Here is a 24,241-nt window from a genome sequence, read left to right as displayed (position 1 = left end):
ACACCCCCCAGCGTAGACACCGACGGCCGTTAGGGCCTCGGTGCTCCGCCGACTCTCCGCCTGCGGCAGGATGGATGCCACCTGGTACGTACGCGTCACTCGCGTTCCTACTGAAGACAACCGCTGGAGACGCCCGGTGAGTTCCCCTGATCCGCAGGTTCGCGCAGCGCGAAACCAGTCAACCAACCCCGCCGCGCGCCGGCCAGTCGTCGCGGTCACCGGTGCCGCGTCCGGCATCGGAGCGCTGCTCACCGAGCGGCTGGCCGCTTCGGAGGAGATCAAGCAGGTCATCGCGCTGGACGAGCGGCGTGGTGAGTGCGCCGCGGCGCAGTGGCACATCCTGGATGTGCGGGATCCGGCCATCGCGGAGAAACTGCGCGGGGCCGACGTCGTGGTGCATCTGGCGCTCGACCTCGATCTGGAGACGGACCCGGCCGCACGTACGGCGTACAACGTCCGGGGGACGCAGACCGTCCTGACCGCCGCGGCGGCCGCCGGCGTCCACCGGGTCGTGCTGTGCACCTCCGCCATGGTCTACGGGGCGCTTCCGGACAACGAACTGCCCCTTTCGGAGGACGCCGAGCTGCGGGCCACCGCGGAGGCGACCGGGGTCGGCGATCTGCTGGAGATCGAGCGGCTCGCGCGGCGGGCCCCTCGGGCGCATCCCGGGCTCAATGTCACCGTCGTGCGGCCTGCCGTGCTGGTGGGCGGCGGGACCGACACCGCTCTGACCCGGTACTTCGAGTCCCCGCGGCTGCTGGTCGTGGCCGGGTCCCGGCCCGCGTGGCAGTTCTGCCACGTCGAGGATCTGTGCAGCGCTCTGGAGCACGCCGTCCTGGAGAAGGTCGACGGGGAGCTGGCCGTCGGGTGTGACGGGTGGCTGGAGCAGGAGGAGATCGAGGAGCTCAGCGGGATCCGCCGGATGGAGTTGCCGTCGGCGGTCGCGCTGGGGGCGGCGGCCCGGCTGCACCGGATCGGGCTGACGCCGTCTCCCGCGGGGGATCTCGCGTACACGATGTACCCCTGGGTGGTGAGCGGGAGCCGGCTGCATGACGCCGGGTGGCGGCCGCAGTGGACCAACGAGGAGGTGCTCGCGGAGCTGCTGGAGGAGGTCGCCGGGCGGCACACGGTCGCCGGGCGGCGGCTTGGGCGGAAGGACGCGACGGCCGCGGGGGCCGCGGGGGCGACGGTGGCGCTGCTGGGGGCGGCGGCTGTGGTGCGGCGGGCCCGGAAGGCGCGGCGGCGGATCTGACCGGAGCGCCTCGCGGGGTGCTGCGCGAGGTTGGCCGGCGGCTGCGGGTCCGCGGGGGCCGTCGCGCCCACGCGGCGGAGCCGCAGATCGATACAGCCCCGCACCCCTGCGAGGCGCGTCCCCTGTACGAGCCTCCAAACGCACACACGCGTGTGCCGGGTGATAGCGCTATTTCCCGTGGTCTCAGGAGTGCGGCACGATGGACGCATGGCACCCACTTACGACCACCCCGGTGAGCAGGCCGCCGATGAGCCGATCAAGCTGATCGCGATCCGTGAGACCCCGCTCTCCCTCGACGAGGTATTCCGGGCCGTCGGGGACGACTCCGCCGGGGGGACCGCCCTGTTCGTCGGGACCGTCAGGAATCACGACGGGGGAGCCGACGTAGACAAGCTCGGGTATTCGTGTCACCCCAGTGCCGAGGCCGAGATGCGGCGGGTCGCCGAAAAGGTCGTCGCCGAGTTTCCGGTGCGGGCCCTTGCCGCCGTGCATCGGGTCGGGGATCTCGGGGTCGGGGATCTCGCCGTCGTGGTCGCCGTTTCCTGTCCTCACAGGGGAGAGGCCTTCGAGGCCTGCCGGAAGCTGATCGACGATCTCAAGCACGAAGTTCCGATCTGGAAGCACCAGACGTTCTCTGACGGTACGGAGGAATGGGTCGGCGCCTGCTGAACCCTTCCTTCACCCCTCCGGTTGCGTAACCGCACCCCTGGCATGAGCGTTGTCAGTGCGGATGATTAATCTGCTGATCAGTCAGTTTTTCGCGGTCGCTCAGCGCGGGGTCGGGAGGTCGGCATGGGGGCGCTCATCTGGTTGTTGATTCCGTTCTTGGCCGCGGTCGCTGCCGGACTGTGGGGCAGTTGGGCCAACCGGACCCGGCGGATGCGCAGCGACGGCCCCGAGCTCGACGGTTACGCCCGTTTCCGCGCCGCGATGGAGAAGTCGCACTCCGGCCCTGACGACCGGGTGACGACGGCGCCCTGACGATGGTCCGACAGGAGCGTCCCGTACTGTCGTGCCATGCCACGCCGCACCGCGACGATGCTCGCCTCCACCCTGATGCTGATCGCGCTCCTGTGCGCGGGAGTCTTCATCAAAGTGCCCTACGCCGAGATGTCACCTGGCCCCACGGTGAACACCCTCGGGGACCACGGCGGCGAGCCGGTACTGCAGATCTCCGGGCGCAAGACGTATCCGACGAACGGTCACCTGAACATGACCACCGTCCGGGTCACCAGCGCCGACTACAAGATGAACCTCGTCGAGGCCGTGTACGGCTGGCTCGCGCACGACAACAAGGTCGTACCGCACGACACCCTCTATCCGGACGGCAAGACCGAGGAGCAGTCCACCCAGGAGAACGCCGAGGAGTTCAGCCAGTCCCAGGAGAGCGCCAAGGTCGCCGCCCTGAAGGAACTGGCCGTCCCGGTGCAGGCCTGGGTGATCGTCTCCACCGTCGTGAAGGACTCCCCGGCCGAGGGCAGGCTGCACGCCGGTGACGTGATCAAGGCCGTCGACGGTACGACGGTGAAGGAGCCGGACGACGTCGCCAAGCTGGTGACCAAGCACAAGCCCGGCGAGGACGTCGTGTTCACGATCGTGCCCGCGAAGGAGCAGGCCGCCGCGGAGAAGGCACATCGGACGGCGACGAAGACCGAGAAGATCACCATCACGACCAGGACGTCCGACGACGAGGGCGAGAAACGCGCCATCGTCGGGATCGCCGCCGGGACCGACCACACCTTCCCGTTCACCGTCGACATCAAGCTCGCCGACGTCGGTGGCCCGAGCGCCGGTCTGATGTTCGCGCTCGGCATCTACGACAAGCTCACTCCGGGCAGCCTGACCGGCGGCAAGTTCGTCGCCGGCACCGGGACGATCGACGACGACGGCAAGGTCGGCCCGATCGGCGGCATCGAGATGAAGACGGTCGGCGCGCGCGACAAGGGCGCCCAGTACTTCCTGACGCCCGCCGACAACTGCGCGGCCGCCGCCAAGGACACCCCCGGCGGACTCACCCTGGTCAAGGTGAACACCATCGACGACGCCCTCGGCGCGCTCAAGGACATCCGCGAGGGCAGGACGGCCGACCTGCCGAAGTGCACGACCAAGAGCTGACCGGCACGCACGGGTACGACGACGGGGGCGCCCCTCACACCGAGGGCGCCCCCGTCGTCGTACCGGAAGACCTGGAAGATCTGGGAGACCTGGAAGAACTCAGTCCGCGAACGTCGCCGACAGCGCCTCCGCCAGGCCGGGAACCAGGTCGCGGCCCGTGAGGACCTCCGTCGGGGAGTCCTTCTCGCGCAGGCGCAGGGCAGAGTCGCGGGTGCCGTCGCGCAGGACCGCGACCGTCATACGGACCTCCTGGCGGGCCGGGTGCTCGGCGACCCACTTCGCCAACCGGGCGTCGCTCAGCCCCTGCGGGACGGACGCCTCGGCGGACGGCGGCAGCATCAGGCGCTCCACGGTGAGCGCGCAGCCGACGACCGCGTCGGGCCAGGCGATCGTGCCGAGGAACTCGTCGAGCGGCTTGCCCGCGGGAATCTCGTCCTGCTCGATGGGGGTCAGGCCCGAGGACTCCTGCGCTTCCTCCAGACCGAGCTGGCTCGCGAGAGCGGGTTCCTGAGCTCGCAGCTGTGCGGTGTCTACGAGGGCGAAGAGGCGAGCGGGCTGGTCCCAGCCGAGGCCGGAGGCGTACTCGTCGATCTCGAGTACGGCCCGGGTGAGCGGGCTCGCTGCCATGGGAGTGTTGGACATGGTCACAATCCTGCCTCGTTCGTGACCGGAATCGGGAACCGAGTAAACGGTGAGTAAGTTGCATAGGTGTGGGCCCGCGATCACGGGGGCTCTGGAGGGGCTCGCGAACACGGGGGCCTGACGGATCGACAGCGAACTTCGAGGTGCGCACCTTGGCTTTCCAGATGCCGGACCGCGGCGGAGGCCCGACGGGGCCGCGGATGAGAGTGGGCCGCCCGTCCCGGCGCGCCCGGACCCTGCTCATGACGCTGGGCGTCCTTGCCGTTCTCGGCATGGCGTTCACCATGTTCGCGGGTTTCTGGACGGACTGGCTCTGGTACCGCTCGGTGAACTACTCGTCCGTGTTCACCACCACGCTGTGGACCAAGATCGGGCTGTTCTTCGTCTTCGGCGTGCTGATGGCCCTCGCGGTCGGTTTCAACATCTGGCTGGCCCACCGGCTGCGCCCGCCGCTGAGCGCCATGTCCATGGAGCAGCAGAACCTCGATCGCTACCGCATGGGCATCGCGCCCTACAAGAGGTGGCTGCTGCTGGGGATCGTCTCCCTGGTGGGCCTGATCGCGGGCGCCTCCGCCTCCAGTCAGTGGCGGACCTGGCTGATGTGGGTCAACGGCGTCTCCTTCGGCCAGAAGGACCCGCAGTTCCACCTCGACATCTCCTTCTACACCTTCGACCTGCCCTGGTACCGGTTCCTGCTCGGCTTCGGCTTCGCCGCGGCGATCCTCTCGGTGATCGCCGCAGCGCTCACCCATTACCTGTACGGCGGTCTCAGGATCACCTCCCCGGGCGCGCGGGCCACGGCCGCCGCGACCGGGCACCTGTCGGTGCTGCTCGGCGTCTTCGTCGCCCTGAAGGCGGTCGCGTACTGGCTCGACCGGTACGGCCTCGCGGTGAAGTCCAGCGACTTCAAGGCGACCGACAGCTGGACGGGCCTCAGGTACGTCGACGCGAACGCCTATCTGCCGGCCAAGACGATCCTGTTCTGCATCGCCGTGATCTGCGCCCTGCTGTTCTTCGCCACCCTGTGGCGGCGCACCTGGCAGCTGCCCGTGATCGGCTTCGGCCTGATGGTGCTCTCGGCGATCCTGATCGGCGGGCTCTACCCCGCGATCGTCCAGAAGTTCCAGGTCCAGCCGAACGAGCAGGCCAAGGAAGCGCCGTACGTCGAGAAGAACCTCAAGGCGACGCGTGAGGCGTACGGCATCGACGACGCCTCGGTGAAGGAGTACGACGGCAAGTCCACCACCACGGACAAGACCAAGCTGCGCGATGACGTCGACGCCACGGCGAGCATCCGGGTCGTGGACCCCAACGTGGTCTCACCGACGTTCCAGCAGCTCCAGCAGATGCGGAACTACTACGCGTTCCCGACCAACCTGGACGTCGATCGCTACAGCAAGGACGGCAAGGACCAGGACACGGTCATCGGTCTGCGCGAGCTGAACCTCGCCGGTATCCCGAAGAACAACTGGATCAACGACCACTTCCGTTACACCCACGGCTACGGCGTGGTCGCCGCGAAGGGCACCGAGGCCGACGCCGAGGGCCGCCCGGTCTTCACCGAGTCCAACCTGCCGTCCCAGGGCGACCTCGGGACGTACCAGCAGCGCGTCTACTACGGCGAGAAGACCACCGAGTACTCGATCGTCGGCGGTCCCCAGAAGGAGATCGACTACTCCGACGACAACGGTGAGAAGACCTACAGCTACAAGGACAAGAGCGGGGTCAACCTCTCCAACCCGGTCAACCGGGCCGCGTACGCGGTGGCGTTCAGCGAGCCGCAGATCCTCTACTCCGGAGCGATCGGCGAGGGCTCGAGGATTTTGTACAACCGCACGCCCAAGCAGCGGGTCGAGGCGGTCGCCCCCTGGCTGACCATCGACGGCGACGCCTATCCGGCGGTGGTCGGCGGCAAGATCCAGTGGATCGTCGACGCCTACACGACGACGAACGGCTACCCGTACGCCTCCCGTACGACCCTCGGTGACACGACGGCCGACTCGCTGACCGCGACGAACAACCAGCGTGCGGTGGTGGCCCAGCAGAACCAGGTCAACTACATCCGCAACTCGGTGAAGGCGACCGTCGACGCGTACACCGGCGAGGTCAAGCTCTACCAGTGGGACACCAAGGACCCGGTCCTCAAGACCTGGATGAAGGCGTTCCCGGGCACGGTGGAGCCGAAGAAGGACATCTCCACCGACCTGATGGCTCATCTGCGGTACCCGCAGGACCTGTTCAAGGTCCAGCGTGAGCTGCTGGCGCGCTATCACGTCGAGGACGCGGACACCTTCCTCAGCGGCAGCGAGGTGTGGCAGGTGCCGGACGACCCGACCAACAAGTCGGGCGACGCGGTGCCGCCGTACTACCTGAGCATGAAGATGCCCGACCAGTCGGCACAGGCGTTCTCGCTCACGACGACGTTCACGCCCAACGGCCGGGACAACCTCAGTGCGTTCATGTCGGTCGACGCCGAGGCCGGCACCAGTGACTACGGCAAGATCAGAATCCTGAAACTGCCGACCAACACCACGGTCAACGGGCCCAAACAGGTGCAGAGCCAGTTCAACTCCGAACAGGACATCGCCGAGACCATCAGCCTCCTCAACAGAGGCGACTCCAATGTGGAGTACGGCAATCTCCTGACGGTGCCGCTCGACGGAGGACTGCTCTATGTGGAGCCGGTCTACGTACGCGGTGGTGGACTCAAGTACCCGCTGCTGCGGAAGGTGTTGGTGACCTACGGCGGCAACACCGCCTTCGAGGACACCCTTGACGAAGCCCTGAACAAGGTCTTCGGGGCGGACGCTTCGACGACCCCGCCACCGGACGACGACGGCGGAACCACCAAGCCACCACCGACCTCCAGCAACCCGACGGTCCAACAGGCGCTGGACGACGCACAGAAGGCCTTCGACGCCGGCCAGGAAGCCCTGAAGAAGGGCGACTGGGAGGCGTACGGCCGGGCCCAGGAGGACCTGGAGGACGCGCTCAAGCGGGCCGAGAACGCGCAGGCCGCAGCGGACAAGAGCGGCGGCAGCAGCGCGAAGCCCAGTAGCAGTCCAAGTCCCAGGAGCAGTCCCAGCAGTAGTCCCCGTAGCAGTCCGAGCAGTAGTCCGAGCGGCTGAGCAGCCGCTGGTCAAATGCCCACCCCGCGCCGTGATACGGTTGCAACACAACGGCGCGGGGTGGAGCAGCTCGGTAGCTCGCTGGGCTCATAACCCAGAGGTCGCAGGTTCAAATCCTGTCCCCGCTACTGAAAGCGAAGGCCCGGATCCTCTTGAGGATCCGGGCCTTCGTGGTGTGCGAACGCATGTGCCGACCGATGGGACGGCCGTGCCGCCTCGGGGAGTTGGGGGTAGCCGTGTTTGACTTGTCTCTCTGTGGGCATGTCGACAAAACGCTGAAGTGACCTCACTGGCTGCGGTATACCAGGTGTACCCAGGTTGCAGGTGGTGCGACGATGGACGTTATGGGGGACAAGGCAACTCTGTTGGAGACAGGGCGTTTTGTGCAGCCTGCCGATTTTTCGGAGTCGACGGGCGACTTGTCGCAGCCCATGGACCGGGACGAAACCGGGGAGGCTGCCGAGGAGGCACGTCAGCTCCTTGCCGCGCAGAGCGGTGATGTCGAGGCGATGAGCGTCCTCGGCGCCCTCCTGCTGCGCCGCGGTGACCTCGACGGAGCCGAGCCCCATCTGCGTGCCGCCACCGCCGCGGGCGACCGGGCCGCCGCCAACAACCTGGGTGTCCTGCTGCACCAGCGCGGTTACGCCGAGGACGCCGCCGGCTGGTGGCGGATCGCCGCCGTCGCCGGATCCGCCGCGGCCGCGCACGCGCTGGGACGCCACCACCGTGAGCGGGGCGACGAGCCCGCCGCAGAGTACTGGCTGCGCCAGTCCGCCGAGCAGGGGCACGCGCTGGGCGCCTACGCGCTCGCCGACCTGCTGGAGCACCGCGGGGACACGGGCGCCGAGCAGTGGATGCGGATCGCCGCCGAGCGGGGGCACCGCGAGGCGGCCTACCGGCTCGCCCGCGCGCTCGACCGCCGGCTGGTTCCCGAGGGCGACGTCGGGGACGACCACGGTGCCGGGGCCGAGGCCGAGCAGTGGTACCGGCAGGCCGCCGCGCGCGGCCACCGTCGGGCGGCGCTGCATCTCGGGGCGATCCTGGAGAGGCGCGGCGCGCTCAAGGAGGCCGGGCGCTGGTATCTGACGTCCGCCAAGGACGGGGAGGCGCGGGCCGCCTGCGCGCTCGGGTTCCTGCTGCGGGACGCCGGTGACACCGAGAGTGCCGCCATATGGTGGCTGCGCGCTGCCCAGGACGGGGACGGCAACGCGGCCAACGCCCTGGGCGCCCTGCACGCCGAGCGCGGCGAGTCGCAGACCGCCGAGCGCTGGTACCGGGCGGCGATGGACGCCGGTGACGACAACGGCGCGTACAACCTGGGGCTGCTCTGCGCCGAGCAGGGGCGGACCGCGCAGGCCGAGCAGTGGTACCGGCGGGCCGCGTACGCGGGGCACCGGGAGGCGGCCAACGCGCTCGCCATTCTGCTGCTCCAGGGCGGGGACACGGCCGGGGCGGAGCCCTGGTTCTCCAAGGCCGCGGAGGCCGGGAGTGTGGACGCCGCGTTCAACCTCGGGATCCTGTTCGCCGGGCGGGGCGAGGAGGCCGTCGCTCTGCGGTGGTACGAGCGGGCGGCTGCCGCCGGACACACCGAGGCCGCGCTGCAGGTGGGCATCGCCCGGCTGCGGGACGGGGACGAGAGCGAGGCCGAGCGGCACCTTCGGTGTGCGGCGGGGGGCGGCAGCGCGGAGGCCGCGTACCGGCTGGCGACCGTGCTGGACGCCCGGCGGCCGCCGGTGCCCGCGCACTCGCTCGGTGAGCCGGTGCACACGGAGAAGAGCGAGTGCGAGGAGTGGTACGAGCGGGCGGCCTCCCAGGGGCATCGGCGCGCTCAGGTGCGGGTGGGCATGCTCGCCGCCGCTCGCGGTGATGTCGTGGAGGCGGCCCGGTGGTACCGGGAGGCCGCGGAGGCGGGGTCCCGGAACGGAGCCTTCAATCTGGGGCTGCTGCTCGCCAGGGAGGGGAGCGACCCGGAGGCCGCCGTGTGGTGGGCCCGGGCGGCCGACGCGGGGCACGGGCGGGCGGCGTTGCGGTTGGCCCTGGTCTACGCGCGTCGGGGAGAGCTGGCCGAAGGGCAGCGGTGGGCCGACCGGGCGGTGGCTCTGGGGCCGGCCGAGGTGGCCGAGCGGGCCGCTCGGCTGCGGGACGCGTTGCGTGAGGAGCTGTCGGCGTAGCGATGCGCGGTGGAGCGCCGGAAGCGATTTGCCTCTGGCCTCCTCCTTCACGTAACGTTGCATTCATCGCCGCGGGGTGGAGCAGCTCGGTAGCTCGCTGGGCTCATAACCCAGAGGTCGCAGGTTCAAATCCTGTCCCCGCTACTGACGATCGAGGGCCGGAATCCGAAAGGGTTCCGGCCCTCGGTGTTTCTCAGGGGCGGTGGCCCACCGCCTCCTCGTACAGGGTCCGGTCCACCGTCTTCGATTCCGGCAGCGGCTCGCCCTCCGCCACGCCTTGTGACGTGTACGCCGCCTGCAGCCGGTCCGTCGTGCCGGACCGGATCTCCCAGTCCATGCGCAGGGACGGGGTGGACCTGAGGATCGCCTCGTCGGTCTTCAGGAGTTTCGCCAGATAGGTGACGAAGGTCGCATCCGACTTGTAGTCGGCCGTGAAGTAGGTGTTCACCGTGCGGATGTACGCCCGCAGCAGGGCGACCCCGGCGTCCACGTCGTCGTTCAGCAGGCCGGGACCGTAGAGCATGCCGCCCAGGGGCTCGCCGAGCGGCTGGCCGCCGAGGAAGGCGTAGCCGGGCTCGCCGTCGACCCTGCGCCAGACCGGGTCCAGGAGCCAGGCCGAGTCGACGCCGCCGTTCTGCAGGGCCGTGAGGACATCGGCCGAACCGAGCTGCTGGTACTGGATCTCGTCGAGGCCGCCGCCATGACTTTCGAGGGCCTTCTCCATGGGGTACGCGATCACCGAGCCCTTGCCGATCATCGTGCCCATCCTGCGGCCGGCCATCTTCACCTGGTCGCCGGTCTCGCCGTCCTTCAGCCGTACCCACAGGCCGCTCTTCGACTTCGGGTCGGGCGAGAAGTTCGCGGCGACCCAGCGGATGTCGAAACCGCCCCGGAGGCCGTTCATGACAGCCGCCTCGGGGGCCGCCCACAACGCGTCGATGTCGCCCTTGGCGAGGAGGGGGAGCGAGTCGGGGGTCGGCAGCACCTTCAGGGTGACCTCCAGGCCCTCCTTCTTGAACTCACCCTTGTCCAGCGCCACTTGGAGGGGTGCCACGTACTCCGCGCTCAGTGTGCCGGTGGCGATCGTGATCTTGCGGGGCTCGGGGAGCGGGGCGGGGGCGGGGGTGCCGGGCTCGCAGCGGGCCGGGGTGCGGGTCGGGGAGAGGTCCGCGGGGTCAGTCCAGGACTTCGCGCCGCAGCCCGCCACCGGGCGGACGGTCCGCGTCCCGCCCCCGCCCGCCTTCGACTCCGAGCTCGTCGAATCGTGTGACGCCGTGCACGCTGTCGACGTCAGCAGGAGGCCTGCGGTCAGTACTGCGCCGTAGAACCGTGTTTTCACGACTGGCCCCTTCCGCGGTCCCTGGGTGCCCATGGGGTGAGCAGGCGGCCCACGATGCGGACCAGTTCGGAGAAGAGGACTCCGAGGGCGGCCACGCAGACGATGCCGACGAACATCACGTCGTTCTGGAACAGGGCGCGTGAGTCGAAGATCAGGTGGCCCAGGCCGTTCGTCGCGGCGATCTGTTCCGAGGCGACGATCACCAGGACCGCCACGCCCGCCGCGATCCTGGCGCCGACCAGGACGGACGGGAGGGAGGCGGGGAGCAGGACGTGGCGGAACATCTGCCACGGTGAGGCGCCGAAGACCTGGCCCGCGTCGCGGTGGCCGGAGGGGATCGAGATCACCGCCGACATCGTCTGGATCCATACGAAGAAGAAGACCGTCGCCGCCACCAGGGCGATCTGGGGGCCCTCGCCCAGGCCGAACATGTTCAGGAAGACGGGCAGCAGGGCCAGTTTCGGGACGACGTACAGGGCGTCCAGCAGGGGTTCCAGGGCTGCCCTCACCAGGGACAGCGAGCCCATCAGAAGCCCCAGCGCGTAGCCGGTGGCCGTGCCGATCGCGTAGCCCGCCAGGACGCGTTTCGTGGTCGCCCACACGTCCGGCCACAGGTCGCCGGCCGCCGCGCGGTCCCAGCCGTCGGCGAGGATCGTGGAAGGGGCGGGGTAGACGCGGTCGTCCAGCCAGGCCCGGGTGGCGGCCAGCTGCCACAGGAGGACCAGGAGCAGGGGGACGGCTGTCGCCAGGGTCAGTTCCAGGGCTCGCCTGCGGCGGTGGGTGCGTACCGGGTGCAGCTCTTCCGGGCCCGGGCGGCGTACGAGTACGGAGACCTTCTCGGGAGCCACGGTCGTCATGCCGGTATCGCCTCCTTGCGCAGCAGGTCCCACAACTCACTCTTCAGGGACGTGAATTCGGGCGCCGAGCGGATGTCGCCGGTGCGCGGGCGGGGGAAGGGCGGGCGGTGTTCGGCGATCAGCCGGCCGGGGCGGGCGGACATCACCAGGACGCGGTCGCCGAGGACGATCGCCTCCTCCAGGCTGTGGGTGATGAAGAGGGTGGTGGTGCGCAGGGTTTGCGTGATCTCCAGCAACTCGTCCTGGAGGATCATGCGGAGTTGGGCGTCCAGGGCCGCGAACGGCTCGTCCATCAGGAGGAGTTCGGGTCCTACGGCGAGGGCGCGCGCTATCGCGACACGCTGGCGCATGCCTCCCGAGAGGGTCGCGGGGTACGCGTCGGCGAAGTCCGACAGTCCCATGCGGGCGAGCCACTCGTCGGCACGGGTGTTCGCCTCGCGGCGTGGGACGCGCTGGATGTCCAGGCCGAAGCGGACGTTGGCGCGGACGGACTTCCAGTCGTAGATGCCGTAGTCCTGGAAGATCATGGCGGCCGGACGCGGTGCTGTCGTGCGGATCTCCAGGGTGCCCGCGCTCGGACGGAGCAGGCCCGCGGCGATGCGCAGCAGCGTCGACTTGCCGCAGCCCGAGGGGCCGACCAGGCAGACGAACTCGCCGGGGTCGACGGTGAGGTCGAGCGGGCCGAGGGCTTCGACGGAGCGGGGCGGGCGGCCGAAGGTGCGGGTCAGGGCGGTGGCGTGGAGTTTGGGGCGCGGATGGTCCGGGGCGGCCTGCGGTGGCTCCGGGGCGGGCTGCGGGTCTCCCACGGTGGGTTCGGGGTGCGGATCTCCCACGGTTGCTCCTTGCGGAGTTCGGTACGGAGAGGGGGTGGCCGCACGACGATATGACGGTCCGTCAGATTCAGGAACCCCGTGGGCAGCACAAAGCCCCGGCGTCCGCGAAGGACGCCGGGGCTTTGTGCTTCGGTGAAGCCTGTTACGCCGCCGCGCAGTTCGGGCAGACGCCCCGGTACGTGACCTCGACGCCCGAGACGGTGAAGCCGAAGCGCTCCGAGTCGGGAAGCTCGGTCAGCGGGTCGCCCGTGGGGTGGACGTCCCGGATGGCGCCGCACTGGGCGCAGACCAGGTGGTGGTGCGGTCGGTGGGCGTTCGGGTCGTACCTCTTGGCACGCTTGTCGGTGGCGACCTCGAGCACCTCGCCGAGGGTGACCAGCTCGCCCAGCGTGTTGTAGACGGTTGCCCGGGAGATCTCGGGCAGCTTGGCCACGGCGCGAGCGTGGACCTCGTCGGCCGTCAGGTGGACGTGTTCGCCGTCGAGGACCTCGGCCACGACGCGCCGCTGCGCGGTCATCCGCCAGCCGCGGCCGCGCAGTCGTTCCAAAAGGTCGCTCATGCGTCCCAGCTTAACAGCATGGGACCAGAATCCGAATGGGTGTGAGTTTGGATGGCTGCTGGACTTGGATTAAGTCCAGATCAAGAGCGGGCCGGTACGCGCTGTCGGGCAGGCGCCCAGCAGCGGATGATGTCGCGGACCGAGACGATGCCCGTGGGCTCGCCGTGGTCCAGGACGATGAGGTGCCGGAAGCCGCCGTGGGTCATCGCGTGCGCCGCCTCCTCCAGGGTCCAGGTCGGGGTGGCGAAGACGACGTCGGTGGTGGTGTGGGCATGTGCGTACTCCGTGTCCGGGCTCTGGCCGAGGCCCACGGAGTTGAGGATGTCGCGCTCGGTCAGTATGCCGATACCGGTGCCATCGGGATCGAGGACCACGGCCGCGCCCACCCGGCGGGCGGACATCAGGGCGGCGGCCTGGCGGAGAGTGTGGGCGGGGCCGATGGTGAGGACCACCGTGCTCATGGCGTCGCGGACGAGCATGGGTTCGCAGTCACCTCCTGGGAGCCGGTGTGTTAGTTCACCGGTTCACAAGTTCACAAATGAGGGTCCTCTCAGAGTCGCAGGTAAAGCGAGGGTCAACAAGAGGGCGCACGTCGCCGATTGAGGGCGTGCGTGCTCAGATGTGCTCCCCGGAAGCGCCCCTCGGCCCCCGGTGGCGGGTCTCTAGTAGCGCTCGTTGAGATAACCCAGGAACTCGTCGTGGAGCAGACCGTTGGAAGCGGCCGCGTTGCCGCTGTGCGGGCCGGGACGGCCGTCGAGACCGGTGAAGGTGCCGCCGGCCTCCGTGACGACGATCGCGTTCGCGGCCATGTCCCAGAGGGAGAGCTCCGGCTCCGCGCAGAGGTCGATCGAGCCCTCGGCGACCATCATGTACGGCCAGAAGTCGCCGTACGCGCGCGTGCGCCACACCTCGCGGGTCAGGTCCAGGAAGCCGCCGAGGCGGCCCTGGTCCTCCCAGCCGGTGAGGGAGGAGTACGCGAACGAGGCGTCCGAGAGCTTGCCGATCTGGGAGACGCGCAGGCGGGAGGCGGCGGAGAGGCTGCGGCCGGTGTAGGCGCCGTGGCCCTTCGCTGCCCACCAGCGGCGGCCGAGGGCGGGGGCGGAGACCACGCCGACGACGGGCTGGTAGCCGCCCTCCGCCGCCTCCATCAGGGAGATCAGCGTGGCCCAGACCGGAACGCCCCGTACGTAGTTCTTGGTGCCGTCGATGGGGTCGATGACCCAGCGGCGGGGGCCGGTCCCCTCGATGCCGAACTCCTCGCCGAGGATGGCGTCGCGGGGACGGGCGCGCTTGAGGTGGCCGCGGATGAGTTCTTCCGCCGCCTTGTCCGCCTCGCTGACCGGGGTCATGTCCGGCTTTGTCTCGACCTTGAGGTCCAGTGCCTTGAAGCGGGCCATGGTGGTCGCGTCGGCCGCGTCCGCGAGGACGTGGGCGAGGCTGAGGTCGTCGAGGTAGTCGGGCATGTTGCGAACGGTATCTGTCGGTGTCGGTACGGGGCCAGCGGGCCCGGTGTGTGGACGCTGCGGGGGTTCGTGCAGACAGGGCCCCGTTTCGCTCGCCCACGCCTGCGAGGCGCCGCCGCGCGCGCCCCTTCGTGTCCTCGCGAACCCTTGACAGTGCTCCCGTGCGCGTCAAATCTGGGCGCAGAGCTGCTTGCTCCCTGGGAGGCGCTGATGCCTGCTGCGCGGGAATCGCTGCTGGATGCCGCTTATACGGCGTTGGCGCGTCGGCCGTGGTCCGCCGTGAGGATGGTGGACGTCGCGGCGACGGCCGGAGTGTCCCGGCAGACGCTGTACAACGAGTTCGGGAGCAAGGAAGGGCTGGCCCGCGCGCTGGTCAGACGAGAGGCCGACGGGTATCTCGTCGGCGTCGACCGGGCGCTCACCGCGCACGGCGACGTCCGGGAACGGCTGACTGCGACCGCCGAGTGGACCACCGCCTCCGCCCGGGAGAACGCGCTGGTACGGGCCATGCTCACCGGCTGCTGGAGCGAGCGGCTCCCTTCGCCGACGCTCTCTCCGGTGCCGTCCTCCTCCGCGGTGCCGGCGCAGCGCCGGGCCGACGGAGCGCTGCCGTCGCCCGGCGACTTCGTGGCACTGGTGCGCGACCGCGCCGTGTCCGTCCTCTCCGGCCCCGGTGTGCACAAGTCGGACGTCCCCGACCTCGCCCGCTCCTGCGAACTGGCCGTCCGGCTCGCCCTGTCCTGCGTGGCGGCCCCGCCGGGTGAGGGCGGGGTCGGGGACCTGGTGCGGAGCGTGCTGCACCGGCAGCCGGTGTGAACGGCTCCAGTGGGGTGTGAAAAGCCCTAGTGAGATGACCCCGACAGTTGGAGTCCGATCACGCCGATGATCACCAGGCTGATCGAGACGATCTTCAGTGTCGAGACCAGGTCGTCGAAGAAGATCATTCCGTAGATCGCGGTGCCGGCCGCGCCGATGCCGGTCCACACCGCGTACGCGGGGCCGACATCCAGCTTCTTCAGGGACAGGGTCAGCAGGCCGAAGCTGCCGAGGGCGAAGATGCAGAACGCGATCGTCGGCCACAGTCGGGTGAAACCGTGGGAGAGCTTCAGACACACGGCGAATCCGGTCTCGAGCAACCCGGCCACCACCACCAGCAGCCACGCCATGTGCTGTCCTCCCGTATGTCCGGCTCGGTGCGATTATGCACTTACCGAACTCGCGTACACCCAAACAATGCGGAGGTCAGTCCCCTTCGGTCCGCTCCCGCGTCGAGAGCAGCCGCCGCAGGGAGTACAGCCGGGCCGGATCGGCGTGACCCTCGGCCACCCACGCGTCCAGCGCGCAGTCCGGCTCATCATGACTGCACGCGCGCGGACAGCCCTCGGTTCCCGGTACCAGGTCGGGAAACGCGAGGATCACGCGGGAGGGGTCCACGTGGTGGAGGCCGAACGACCGTACGCCCGGGGTGTCGACCACCCAGCCGGCGTCGCCCGCCAGGGGAAGCGCCAGCGCCGAGGTCGTGGTGTGGCGGCCGCGGCCGGTCACCGCGTTCACATGACCCGTCACCCGGCGCTGCTCGACCGGGACCAGCGTGTTGACCAGTGTCGTCTTGCCCACGCCCGAGTGACCGACGAAAGCCGTGATCTTGCCGTCGAGGTGCTCGCGCACCACGTCCGCCGCGCCGCCGCTCTCCAATTCCTCGCGGCTGGTGACGACGTACGGAATGTCCAGGTGGCCGTACAGCTCCAGCAGCTTGTCGGGCTGGGCCAGGTCCGACTTCGTCAGGACCAGGAGAGGGGTCAGACCGCCGTCGAAGGCAGCCACCAGGCAGCGGTCGATCAGACGGGGGCGGGGTTCCGGGTCGGCGAGGGCCGTGACGATGGCGAGCTGGTCGGCGTTGGCGACGACCACGCGCTCGTACGGGTCGTCGTCGTCCGCCGTGCGGCGCAGGACCGAGGTGCGCGGCGCGATGCGCACGATGCGGGCCAGGGTGTCCTTCTCGCCGGAGAGGTCGCCGACGATGGCCACCCGGTCTCCGACGACCGCGGCCTTGCGGCCCAGTTCGCGGGCCTTCATCGCCATGACGACCTTGTTGTCGACCAGACAGGTCAGACGGCCCCGGTCGACGGTGAGGACCATGCCCTCGACCGCTTCCTCGTGCTTGGGGCGGATGTTCGTACGCGGACGGTTGCCCTTGCGGTTCGGGCGGCTGCGGATGTCGTCCTCGTCGGTGTGCTTGCCGTAGCGGCGCATGGCGTGAGTCCCCTACGCCTTCTCGCTCCCGAGCATCCCGCTCCACATGTCGGGGAAGTCCGGCAGCGTCTTGGCCGTCGTCGCGACGTTCTCGATCTGTACGCCCTCGACCGCGAGGCCGATGATCGCGCCGGCCGTGGCCATGCGGTGGTCCTCGTAGGTGTGGAAGATCCCGCCGTGCAGCCGGCGCGGGCGGATGTGCAGACCGTCGGCCGTCTCGGTGACGTCACCGCCGAGTTCGTTGATCTCCTTGGTGAGCGCGGCCAGCCGGTCCGTCTCGTGCAGGCGCAGATGGGACACCCCGCGCAGGGTGGAGGGGGAGTCCGCGAGGGCCGCCACGGCCGCGATGCCGGGGGTCAGCTCGCCGACCTCGCCGAGGTCGACATCGATGCCGTGGATCGCACCCGAACCGGTGAACACCAGGCCGTACTCGGTGAGTTCGCAGGAACCGCCCATCTCGGTGAAGATCTCGCGCAGCCGGTCACCGGGCTGGGTGGTGCGGTGCGGCCAGTCCGGGACAACGACCTTGCCGCCGGTCACCAGCGCCGCCGCCAGGAACGGCTGGGCGTTGGAGAGGTCGGGCTCGACGGTGAGGTCCCGGCCCAGCAGGGCACCCGGCGTGACCCGCCAGACGTTCGGCTCGCCGCCCGACTCCGGGGTGTCCACCTGGGCGCCCACCGCGCGGAGCATGTCCACGGTCATCCGGATGTGCGGCATCGACGGCAGGGCGGAGCCGATGTGGCGGACCTCGACGCCCTGGTTGAAGCGCGGGCCGGACAGCAGGAGCGCCGACACGAACTGGGACGACGAGGACGCGTCGATCTCGACCGGGCCGCCGTCCAGGGCACCCCCGCCGTGCACCGTGAGCGGCAGCGCGCCACGGCCGTCGTCGTCGATCCGCGCGCCGAGGACGCGCAGGGCGTCGATCACACCGTTCAGGGGGCGTTCGTACGACCTCGGGTCGCCGTCGAAGTGGATCGGGCCGTCGGCGAGCGCGGCGACCGGTGGCAGGAAGCGCATCACCGTGCCGGCGTTGCCGACATCGATCGTGGCGGGGCCGGCGAGGCCCGTCGGAAGCACCCGCCAGGCCTCGCCCGAGCCGTCCGGGCCCACGCCCTCCTCGATCGCCACGCCCATCGCCCGCAGGGCGCCCGCCATCAGCAGGGTGTCCCGGGAACGCAGCGGGCGGCGCAGCCAGCCGGGCTCGGAGGCGAGGGCGGCCAGTACGAGGGCTCGGTTGGTGACTGACTTCGACCCCGGCACGTGGACCGTCGCGTCGACGGCTGCGCTCGCATGGGGGGCGGGCCAGAGGGCGGTGTCTGCGGGGTTCGAAGCCATGGGGTCCACTTTAGTGGCGGTCGTCTTTCGGGTGCAGCGCCGTCGTGGCTGGTCGCGCCCCGCGGCGGAGCCGGCCTCGCACCCCTGAGTCGGCCGGTCACACCTCCAGCAACCACCTTCCGCCGCCTATCAAGGAGCACAGGCTCACCGCGTGGAACAGGAACAGCCACAGCCCCGCCGGGACGTTCGTGAGACGCGAGAGCTGGTCCGCGTCCGAGTCACCCGCCCCGCCCCGCGCCCGCTTCGCCTGGAGCTCGAAGGCCGGACGTACCCCGCCGAGCAGCAGGAACCACACCACCGCGTACGCGAACGCCGCCTGCACCTGGGGTCCGGCGAGCCAGGACACCACCACGAAGGTGCCGCCCGTGAGCACCACCGTCAGCGCCCCGTACGCGTTGCGGATCATCACCAGCATCACCACGAGCAGGGCCGTCGCCGCCCACAGCAGCAGGGTGATCCGGCCGGCGGCCAGCAGGGCGGCGCCGCCGAGGCCGAGCAGCGGGGGAGCGGTGTAACCGGCCGCCGCCGTGAGGATCATGCCGATCCCGTGCGGCTTGCCCCGGCTGACCGTCAGTCCGCTGGTGTCGGAGTGCAGCCGTATGCCGGTGAGCTGACGCCCCGTGAGCAGCGCGACCAGGCCGTGGCCGCCCTCGTGGGCGATGGTGATGGCGTTGCGCGAGAGCCGCCACAGCGTGTGCGGGACAACTATGGCGAGCGCCGCCACCATGGTGGCCAGGACCACCCACAGGTCGGGGTCGGGCTGCAGGCCGACGAGGCGGTCCCAGAGGTCGGGCAGCGCGGTCGATGCGGTGCTGTCCATGTTTCCCGGTGGCTCCCTCTCCTCGTACGGAGTCTGGCAGTGTGGCACGTATGTGCGGACGGTATGCAGCGAGTCGTAGGCCCGAGGATCTCGCAGGAATCTTTGAGATCGAGAAGTGGGAGCCCGAGGAGACCCTCGAGCCCGACTACAACGTGGCCCCGACCAAGGAGGTTTACGCCGTCCTCGACCGTCCCCTCAAGGACGTCGAGGACCCGCGACCGGTTCGGCAGCTGCGGAAGCTGAAGTGGGGGCTGGTCCCGAGCTGGTCGAAGACCCCCGAGGGCGCTGCCCGGATGATCAACGCGCGCGCGGAGACCGTGCACGAGAAGCCGTCGTACAAGAGGGCCTTCGCCACCCGCCGCTGCATCATCCCGGCCGACGGCTACTACGAGTGGGTCACCGGGTCCGGCGAGCGGGAGCTGGAGGTCGAGGGGAAGAAGAAGCGGCCGCGCAAGCAGCCCTACTTCGTGCTGCCCGCCGACGGTTCGGTGTTCGCGATGGCCGGACTGTACGAGTTCTGGCGCGACAAAACCCTGCCCGACGACCATCCGCAGGCCTGGTGGACGACCTGCTCCGTGATCACCACCGAGGCGGAGACGGGCCCGCTGGCCGTCTCCCCGGCCGACGGCCCGCGCTCGCTCGTCGACATCCACCCCCGGATGCCGCTGATGCTGACCCCGGACCGCTGGGACACCTGGCTCGACCCGTCCCGCACCGACCTCGACGACCTGCGCAACCTGCTCGCACCGCCGCCCGAGGGGCTGATGCGGGCCTTTCCGGTGAGCACGGCCGTCAGCAACGTCCGCAACAACGGGCCGGAGCTGCTCAAGGAGCTGGAGGGGCCGGAAGAGGGCACACTCTTCTAGCCTTCTGGTGTGAAGACCGAGATCATCAGCACCGAGGCCGGGGACGCCCGCATCACCTGGCACCCGGCGCGGAAGGCGCGGTTCGTGCTGGCCGTGAGCCATGGCGCCGGCGGCGGCATCGAGGCACGGGACCTCCAGGCGCTCGCGCGGGTGCTCCCCGGCCATGGCGTGAGCGTCGCTCTGGTCGAGCAGCCCTGGCGGGTGGCCGGCAAGAAGGTCGCGCCCGCGCCGAAGACGCTGGACGTGGGATGGCGGGGCGTCTGGCCCTCGCTCGTGGAGCCCGGCCTGCCGGTGATCTCCGGCGGGCGCAGTGCCGGGGCCCGGGTCGCCTGCCGTACGGCCGTGGAACTGGGCGCCGCCGCCGTACTCGCCCTGAGCTTCCCGCTGCACCCGCCCGGCAGGCCGGAGAAGTCCCGCGCCGCGGAGCTGCTCGGATCCGGGGTGCCCACCCTGGTCGTACAGGGCGGCAGCGACCCGTTCGGGAAGCCGGAGGAATTCCCGGACGGATCCTTCGAACTGGCCGAGGTGCCCTACGGCGATCACGGCTTCGCCGTCCCGAAGCGGGCACAGATCACTCAGGAGGAGGCCGTGACGGTCATCACGGACGCGGTCGTGAAGTGGCTCGGGTCACTGGGGTGAAAGCCCGGGAATGCTGAGCCGCGGACCTCTGTTGAGGCGGACAGAAGCGCTGAGGAACAGCGCAGACCGTCGTAGGAGAGGAAGTCCGCCGCATGGGTTCGACCTTCTGCCCGAGCCGCGGCAGCCGCGCTGACCTGGATTGGGCGGTGCTGCATGCGGCCAAGACCACCCCTATTCGAGGGGCGGCCGGGACGGGTAGTCGTCTATCCTCCAATTCCGGTGGCACCGGTTTCGGTGCTGCCCGGAATCTTGAGGAGGTGGGTCCGGTCACTGGGATCGACGCAGGGACCGACAACGGTCAGGCGGAGCAGCCCGAGGGCCTGGGCGCGAGCACGGAGTCGACTGCGGAGCGCACCGCGCGCTTCGAGCGGGACGCGCTCGAATTCCTCGACCAGATGTACTCGGCCGCGCTGCGTATGACGCGCAATCCGGCCGACGCCGAAGACCTGGTGCAGGAGACGTACGCCAAGGCGTACGCGTCCTTCCACCAGTTCCGTGAGGGGACCAACCTCAAGGCGTGGCTTTACCGGATCCTCACCAACACGTTCATCAACTCGTACCGCAAGAAGCAGCGCGAACCCCAGCGCTCCGCGGCCGAGGAGATCGAGGACTGGCAGCTCGCCCGCGCCGAGTCGCACATGTCGACCGGTCTGCGCTCCGCCGAGTCGCAGGCGCTCGACCACCTGCCCGACTCGGACGTGAAGGAAGCACTCCAGGCGATCCCCGAGGAATTCCGCATCGCCGTCTACCTCGCTGACGTAGAGGGCTTTGCGTACAAGGAGATCGCGGACATCATGGGGACACCCATCGGAACGGTGATGTCCCGACTGCACCGGGGCCGCCGTCAACTGCGCGGCATGCTCGAGGACTACGCCCGTGAGCGCGGGCTCGTCCCGGCCGGTGCCGGAGAGTCGAACGAAGCGAAAGGCTCGGGCTCATGAGCTGCGGAGAGCCGCACGAGACGGACTGCAGTGAGGTACTCGATCATCTCTACGAGTTCCTCGACAGTGAGATGCCGGACGTCGATCGCGTCAAGTTCAAGCAGCACTTCAACGAGTGCTCTCCGTGCCTGGAGAAGTACGGTCTCGAAGAGGCCGTGAAGAAGCTCGTCAAGCGGTGCTGCGGCCATGACGACGTGCCGACCGACCTGCGCTCCAAGGTGCTGGGGCGGCTCGACCTGATCCGCTCGGGACAGGCCGTGCCCGACCACGACGTGACGGCCTCGCCGGCGACACCGCAGGAGTCCTGAACAGTCCGGTCGCCGTTCACTCGAACGTGCTAATCGGCAGGTGATCGGCCCACGCCGCCTCCCCTCGCCGTCCTAGGCTCCTCACAGCTGTGCGGACCTTGGGCTGGAGGGGCGAGATGGAGGCGGTACCGGCACGCGCGCGTGCGTACGTCGCCTGTGTCGCCGTCGCCGTACTGCTCTGTCTGCTGCCGCTGCCGGCCGTACGCACCCCCTGGTGGGAGGTCGCGCTGCTCGCCGCGCTCTCTGCGGGATGTGAGCAGGCCGCCGCCCGCTGGCGGTTCGCCGGCACCTTCTATCCCGTCCTGCTCGCCGGCGCCTTTCTGCTGCCGCCCCCGGCCGCCGCCCTCGTGGCCCTGCCGGGGGCGCTGCTGTCCCCGGTCGAGCAGCGCCCGCGTGGGCTGCGCCGTCTCTGGCGGGCCGCGCAGCTCATGATGAGTGTGTGGGCGGCGGCACGCGTGCACGGCGCGGTGGGCGGCCGGGACGCGGTCGTGGCCTCCGACTTCCCGTACGCGCTGGTCCCGGCCGTGGTCGCGGTGCTCGTCTTCTGCCTGGTGCTGAGCCTGCTGGACGGAGGGATCCTGGCGCTCGCCGAGAGGATTCCCGTACGGCGGGCCTGGCGCGGCCTGTTTCTCCGCTCCCTCGCCCCCGTCGCCGTACACGGGCTGGCCGGGCTCATGATGGCCGTCCTGTGGCGCAGTCCCTACGGGCCCGTCGCCGCGTTGCTCGTGCTGCTGCCGATGTGTGTGTCGTGGTGGGTGTTCGCGCAGTACCACCGGGAGCGCGCCGCCCACCAGGCCACCATCCGGGCGCTGGTGCAGGCCGTCGACATCAAGGACGAGTACACGCGCGGGCACAGCGAGCGGGTCGGGCAGGCGTCGATGATGATCGCGCGGGAGCTCGGCATGGACGACGCCCGGATCGAGGTGCTGCGGTTCGCCGGGATCCTGCACGACGTGGGAAAGCTCGGGGTGCCGACGCGGCTGCTCAGGAAGGACGGGCCGCTGACCCCGCAGGAGCGGCGGATCATCGAGCTGCATCCCGAGTACGGGCACGAGATGGTCCGGGGCATCTCCTTCCTGGGTGAGGCCCGGGCCGCCGTACTGCACCACCATGAGCGGCTGGACGGGAGCGGGTACCCGTACGGACTGACAGGGGGACAGATCCCGGAGTCCGCGCGGGTGGTGGCCGTGGCCGACGCCTTCGACGCCATGACGTCCACCCGGTCCTACCGGCGGGCCCGGCCCGTCTGCGCCGCGCTGGAGGAACTGGAGCGGTGCGCGGGCAGCCAGTTCGACCCACGGATGGTGACGGCCCTCGTCCGTGCCCTGTCCCGGTACGGCTGGCATCCGGCGGTCACGGCCGACGAGCCCGGTGTCCCGCGTCCCCGCCCGGAGGTCACAGGGCGCCCGGGGGCACGTCGGTGAGCGCCCGGAGCGCACCGAAGACGTCCTGCCGGGTGCCGCCACTCCTCACCCTGGTCCACACCTCCGCCGCTCTCCTCGCCACCGGCTCGCTCGCCTTCGTCCTCTGGACCGGTCTCGAGGAGCGCGGCACCGCCCTCACCTTCGGGGTGCTGATCGCGGTCGGTGAGCTCAACCGGCGCAGCGGTCCCCATGTCAGGGAGGCCGCGCCCCTCGGTGCCGCCGGGGCGCTGTCGTACGCCCTGCTCGGCGAGAACGCCGGTGCGCCCACGCAGCACGGCGCCGCGCAGGTCGTCACCGTCGTCCTCGCCGCCTCCCTCGTCGGCAGCGTGCCGCACGTCGGACGCGGACAGGGCCCCACCGCCGATCAGCTCGCCCGCCGCGTCCTGACCGTCGGGTTCGCCGCCGTGTGCTTCCAACCCCTGTACAACCAGGGCACCTTCGCGCAGTGGAGCGGTCCCGCGTACGCCCTGCTCCTGCTCGCCCTGCTCTCGCTCACCGCGCTGTGTGACGCCGTGCTCGCGGCCGCCCTGGCCCACTCCCGCACTCGCTGGCCCTTCGGCCCGCTGCTCAGGGACGAGCTGCGGGCCCTGCTCGGCATCGGGTCCGCCGTCGTGGCCACCGGGGCCGTGATGGCGCTCGCGGTCGCCGTCGCGGGACTGTGGGCGCTGCCCGTCTTCTCGGTGCCCCTGGTGCTCACCCAGCTCTCCGTCCGCCGGTACGCCGCCGTCCGTTGCACCTACCGGCAGACCATCGCCTCCCTCGCCCGAGCCACCGAGATAGCCGGGTACACGCCCGCCGGGCACGCCCGCAGGGTCGCCGCGCTCAGCCGGGAGGTCGGGCGCGACCTGGGACTGTCCCGGCCCGAGCTCACCGTCCTGGAGTACGCCGCCCTCATGCACGACATCGGCCAGCTGAGCCTCGTCGACCCGGTGCCCGCTGGGGCCACCGCGGGTCTGCCCCTCGCCGAACAGCGCCGTATCGCGCTCCTCGGCGGGGCCGTCGTACGGCAGACGGGCGTGGACGCGGCCGTCGCCGTGGTCGTGGAGCGGCAGGCCGACCCCTGCCGGGAGCAGCCGCTGGCCGCGCGGATCGTGCGGGCCGTGAACGCGTACGAGGAGAAGGCGCGTGACGCCGGACCCGGCGGGCCATTGACCGCGCTCGAGGAGCTGCGCCTGGGCACCGCGGGGGACTACGCTCCGGAGGTCGTGGAGGCGCTGGCCAGGGTGCTGTCGAGAGACTGTCTGACCTCCCCCACGACGGGGTAACCCATGGGTAATGAGCGCCCTTCCAAGC

Annotated in this window: 24 protein-coding genes and 2 tRNA genes; 15 read left to right on the top strand and 11 right to left on the bottom strand. The window is 70.2% G+C overall.

Annotated elements, in window-relative coordinates:
- The first annotated feature begins 136 nt into the window (after positions 1–136).
- The 4 genes from RNB18_RS15765 to RNB18_RS15750 all read left to right on the top strand — a co-directional run bounded on the left by RNB18_RS15765 (position 137) and on the right by RNB18_RS15750 (position 3,367).
- Positions 137–1,252, top strand: coding sequence for an SDR family oxidoreductase (locus RNB18_RS15765; protein WP_266389339.1), 1,116 nt, complete (start codon positions 137–139; stop codon positions 1,250–1,252).
- 207 nt (positions 1,253–1,459) lie between these two features.
- Positions 1,460–1,921, top strand: coding sequence for a molybdenum cofactor biosynthesis protein MoaE (locus RNB18_RS15760; RefSeq protein WP_059204531.1), 462 nt, complete (start codon positions 1,460–1,462; stop codon positions 1,919–1,921).
- 123 nt (positions 1,922–2,044) lie between these two features.
- The gene (locus RNB18_RS15755; RefSeq protein ID WP_311714685.1) at positions 2,045–2,233 is read left to right on the top strand and encodes a hypothetical protein; all 189 of its coding nucleotides are present in this window, start codon (positions 2,045–2,047) and stop codon (positions 2,231–2,233) included.
- 36 nt (positions 2,234–2,269) lie between these two features.
- Positions 2,270–3,367, top strand: a complete 1,098-nt coding sequence (locus RNB18_RS15750; protein ID WP_311714684.1) for a YlbL family protein — start codon at positions 2,270–2,272, stop codon at positions 3,365–3,367.
- 99 nt (positions 3,368–3,466) lie between these two features.
- Here RNB18_RS15750 and RNB18_RS15745 read toward each other — a convergent pair whose 3' ends face one another.
- Complete coding sequence (locus tag RNB18_RS15745) at positions 3,467–4,009, bottom strand: PPA1309 family protein (protein WP_311714683.1); 543 nt, start codon at positions 4,007–4,009, stop codon at positions 3,467–3,469.
- Between the two features lie 200 nt (positions 4,010–4,209).
- On the opposite strand from RNB18_RS15745, the gene RNB18_RS15740 reads away from it, so the two are divergent.
- From RNB18_RS15740 to RNB18_RS15725, 4 genes are all read left to right on the top strand, one after another.
- Entirely contained in the window at positions 4,210–7,137 is a 2,928-nt protein-coding gene (locus RNB18_RS15740; RefSeq protein ID WP_311714682.1) for a UPF0182 family membrane protein, read from the top strand.
- A 54-nt stretch (positions 7,138–7,191) separates the two neighbouring features.
- Positions 7,192–7,265: transfer RNA gene (locus tag RNB18_RS15735), tRNA-Met, on the top strand.
- Positions 7,266–7,472: 207 nt separating this feature from the next.
- Positions 7,473–9,308: a tetratricopeptide repeat protein gene (locus RNB18_RS15730; RefSeq protein WP_311714681.1), complete on the top strand. Its 1,836-nt coding sequence runs from the start codon at positions 7,473–7,475 to the stop codon at positions 9,306–9,308.
- A 70-nt stretch (positions 9,309–9,378) separates the two neighbouring features.
- A tRNA-Met gene (locus tag RNB18_RS15725) sits at positions 9,379–9,452 on the top strand.
- A 49-nt stretch (positions 9,453–9,501) separates the two neighbouring features.
- Here the strand turns inward: RNB18_RS15725 and RNB18_RS15720 are convergent.
- From RNB18_RS15720 to hisN, 6 genes are all read right to left on the bottom strand, one after another.
- Positions 9,502–10,647 carry an ABC transporter substrate-binding protein gene (locus RNB18_RS15720; protein ID WP_311714680.1) on the bottom strand — a complete coding sequence of 382 codons (1,146 nt, stop codon included), beginning with the start codon at positions 10,645–10,647 and terminating at the stop codon, positions 9,502–9,504.
- Positions 10,644–11,504, bottom strand: a complete 861-nt coding sequence (locus RNB18_RS15715; RefSeq protein ID WP_311714679.1) for an ABC transporter permease — start codon at positions 11,502–11,504, stop codon at positions 10,644–10,646. Before RNB18_RS15715 ends, RNB18_RS15720 begins: the two co-directional genes overlap by 4 nt.
- Positions 11,501–12,310 carry an ABC transporter ATP-binding protein gene (locus RNB18_RS15710; RefSeq protein WP_394817625.1) on the bottom strand — a complete coding sequence of 270 codons (810 nt, stop codon included), beginning with the start codon at positions 12,308–12,310 and terminating at the stop codon, positions 11,501–11,503. The genes RNB18_RS15715 and RNB18_RS15710 overlap by 4 nt, the downstream gene beginning before the upstream one ends.
- A 169-nt stretch (positions 12,311–12,479) precedes the next feature.
- Positions 12,480–12,896 carry a Fur family transcriptional regulator gene (locus RNB18_RS15705; protein WP_069765890.1) on the bottom strand — a complete coding sequence of 139 codons (417 nt, stop codon included), beginning with the start codon at positions 12,894–12,896 and terminating at the stop codon, positions 12,480–12,482.
- An 80-nt stretch (positions 12,897–12,976) separates the two neighbouring features.
- Positions 12,977–13,375, bottom strand: a complete 399-nt coding sequence (locus tag RNB18_RS15700; protein WP_311714678.1) for a CBS domain-containing protein — start codon at positions 13,373–13,375, stop codon at positions 12,977–12,979.
- Positions 13,376–13,558: 183 nt separating this feature from the next.
- On the bottom strand, positions 13,559–14,359 hold the full coding sequence (hisN, locus tag RNB18_RS15695) for a histidinol-phosphatase (RefSeq protein ID WP_311714677.1): 801 nt from the start codon (positions 14,357–14,359) through the stop codon (positions 13,559–13,561).
- 207 nt (positions 14,360–14,566) lie between these two features.
- Here hisN and RNB18_RS15690 point away from each other — a divergent pair, with 207 nt between their 5' ends.
- On the top strand, positions 14,567–15,175 hold the full coding sequence (locus RNB18_RS15690) for a TetR/AcrR family transcriptional regulator (RefSeq protein WP_311714776.1): 609 nt from the start codon (positions 14,567–14,569) through the stop codon (positions 15,173–15,175).
- Positions 15,176–15,201: 26 nt separating this feature from the next.
- Here RNB18_RS15690 and RNB18_RS15685 read toward each other — a convergent pair whose 3' ends face one another.
- The 4 genes from RNB18_RS15685 to RNB18_RS15670 all read right to left on the bottom strand — a co-directional run bounded on the left by RNB18_RS15685 (position 15,202) and on the right by RNB18_RS15670 (position 18,770).
- A complete protein-coding gene (locus RNB18_RS15685) occupies positions 15,202–15,525 on the bottom strand; it encodes a DMT family transporter (protein WP_266522149.1) in 324 nt (107 codons plus the stop codon).
- 76 nt (positions 15,526–15,601) lie between these two features.
- Positions 15,602–16,612, bottom strand: a complete 1,011-nt coding sequence (rsgA, locus tag RNB18_RS15680) for a ribosome small subunit-dependent GTPase A (protein ID WP_311714676.1) — start codon at positions 16,610–16,612, stop codon at positions 15,602–15,604.
- Between the two features lie 12 nt (positions 16,613–16,624).
- Positions 16,625–17,950, bottom strand: coding sequence for a 3-phosphoshikimate 1-carboxyvinyltransferase (gene aroA, locus RNB18_RS15675; RefSeq protein ID WP_311714675.1), 1,326 nt, complete (start codon positions 17,948–17,950; stop codon positions 16,625–16,627).
- 97 nt (positions 17,951–18,047) lie between these two features.
- Positions 18,048–18,770, bottom strand: a complete 723-nt coding sequence (locus RNB18_RS15670; RefSeq protein ID WP_266522155.1) for a M50 family metallopeptidase — start codon at positions 18,768–18,770, stop codon at positions 18,048–18,050.
- Positions 18,771–18,820: 50 nt separating this feature from the next.
- Here RNB18_RS15670 and RNB18_RS15665 point away from each other — a divergent pair, with 50 nt between their 5' ends.
- From RNB18_RS15665 to RNB18_RS15640, 6 genes are all read left to right on the top strand, one after another.
- Positions 18,821–19,636: an SOS response-associated peptidase gene (locus RNB18_RS15665; RefSeq protein ID WP_311714674.1), complete on the top strand. Its 816-nt coding sequence runs from the start codon at positions 18,821–18,823 to the stop codon at positions 19,634–19,636.
- Between the two features lie 9 nt (positions 19,637–19,645).
- Entirely contained in the window at positions 19,646–20,275 is a 630-nt protein-coding gene (locus tag RNB18_RS15660; protein WP_311714673.1) for an alpha/beta hydrolase family protein, read from the top strand.
- Positions 20,276–20,532: 257 nt separating this feature from the next.
- Positions 20,533–21,216 (top strand): RNA polymerase sigma factor SigR, encoded by a 684-nt coding sequence (gene sigR / locus RNB18_RS15655; protein WP_311714672.1) that lies wholly within the window; start codon positions 20,533–20,535, stop codon positions 21,214–21,216.
- Positions 21,213–21,524 (top strand): mycothiol system anti-sigma-R factor, encoded by a 312-nt coding sequence (gene rsrA / locus RNB18_RS15650; RefSeq protein ID WP_266559715.1) that lies wholly within the window; start codon positions 21,213–21,215, stop codon positions 21,522–21,524. The genes sigR and rsrA overlap by 4 nt, the downstream gene beginning before the upstream one ends.
- A 116-nt stretch (positions 21,525–21,640) precedes the next feature.
- Positions 21,641–22,948 carry an HD-GYP domain-containing protein gene (locus RNB18_RS15645; protein ID WP_311714671.1) on the top strand — a complete coding sequence of 436 codons (1,308 nt, stop codon included), beginning with the start codon at positions 21,641–21,643 and terminating at the stop codon, positions 22,946–22,948.
- Positions 22,945–24,213, top strand: a complete 1,269-nt coding sequence (locus RNB18_RS15640; protein WP_311714670.1) for an HD-GYP domain-containing protein — start codon at positions 22,945–22,947, stop codon at positions 24,211–24,213. Before RNB18_RS15645 ends, RNB18_RS15640 begins: the two co-directional genes overlap by 4 nt.
- The last annotated feature ends 28 nt before the right edge of the window (positions 24,214–24,241 follow it).

It is taken from the genome of Streptomyces doebereineriae, assembly GCF_031845645.1.
Lineage (GTDB): Bacteria > Actinomycetota > Actinomycetes > Streptomycetales > Streptomycetaceae > Streptomyces > Streptomyces canus.
This window is presented reverse-complemented; position numbering and strand designations above follow the sequence as displayed.

What these genes read in the sequence shown, in the direction of transcription:
- rsgA (WP_311714676.1), bottom strand. Translation starts at nt 16,612, where the DNA reads ATGCGCCGCTACGGCAAGCACACCGACGAGGACGACATCCGCAGCCGC.
- RNB18_RS15670 (WP_266522155.1), bottom strand. Translation starts at nt 18,770, where the DNA reads ATGGACAGCACCGCATCGACCGCGCTGCCCGACCTCTGGGACCGCCTC.
- RNB18_RS15685 (WP_266522149.1), bottom strand. Translation starts at nt 15,525, where the DNA reads ATGGCGTGGCTGCTGGTGGTGGTGGCCGGGTTGCTCGAGACCGGATTC.
- RNB18_RS15760 (WP_059204531.1), top strand. Translation starts at nt 1,460, where the DNA reads ATGGCACCCACTTACGACCACCCCGGTGAGCAGGCCGCCGATGAGCCG.
- RNB18_RS15645 (WP_311714671.1), top strand. Translation starts at nt 21,641, where the DNA reads ATGGAGGCGGTACCGGCACGCGCGCGTGCGTACGTCGCCTGTGTCGCC.
- RNB18_RS15700 (WP_311714678.1), bottom strand. Translation starts at nt 13,375, where the DNA reads ATGCTCGTCCGCGACGCCATGAGCACGGTGGTCCTCACCATCGGCCCC.
- RNB18_RS15745 (WP_311714683.1), bottom strand. Translation starts at nt 4,009, where the DNA reads ATGTCCAACACTCCCATGGCAGCGAGCCCGCTCACCCGGGCCGTACTC.
- RNB18_RS15750 (WP_311714684.1), top strand. Translation starts at nt 2,270, where the DNA reads ATGCCACGCCGCACCGCGACGATGCTCGCCTCCACCCTGATGCTGATC.
- RNB18_RS15665 (WP_311714674.1), top strand. Translation starts at nt 18,821, where the DNA reads ATGTGCGGACGGTATGCAGCGAGTCGTAGGCCCGAGGATCTCGCAGGA.
- RNB18_RS15715 (WP_311714679.1), bottom strand. Translation starts at nt 11,504, where the DNA reads ATGACGACCGTGGCTCCCGAGAAGGTCTCCGTACTCGTACGCCGCCCG.
- RNB18_RS15740 (WP_311714682.1), top strand. Translation starts at nt 4,210, where the DNA reads ATGAGAGTGGGCCGCCCGTCCCGGCGCGCCCGGACCCTGCTCATGACG.
- RNB18_RS15755 (WP_311714685.1), top strand. Translation starts at nt 2,045, where the DNA reads ATGGGGGCGCTCATCTGGTTGTTGATTCCGTTCTTGGCCGCGGTCGCT.
- RNB18_RS15730 (WP_311714681.1), top strand. Translation starts at nt 7,473, where the DNA reads ATGGACGTTATGGGGGACAAGGCAACTCTGTTGGAGACAGGGCGTTTT.
- hisN (WP_311714677.1), bottom strand. Translation starts at nt 14,359, where the DNA reads ATGCCCGACTACCTCGACGACCTCAGCCTCGCCCACGTCCTCGCGGAC.
- aroA (WP_311714675.1), bottom strand. Translation starts at nt 17,950, where the DNA reads ATGGCTTCGAACCCCGCAGACACCGCCCTCTGGCCCGCCCCCCATGCG.
- rsrA (WP_266559715.1), top strand. Translation starts at nt 21,213, where the DNA reads ATGAGCTGCGGAGAGCCGCACGAGACGGACTGCAGTGAGGTACTCGAT.
- RNB18_RS15705 (WP_069765890.1), bottom strand. Translation starts at nt 12,896, where the DNA reads ATGAGCGACCTTTTGGAACGACTGCGCGGCCGCGGCTGGCGGATGACC.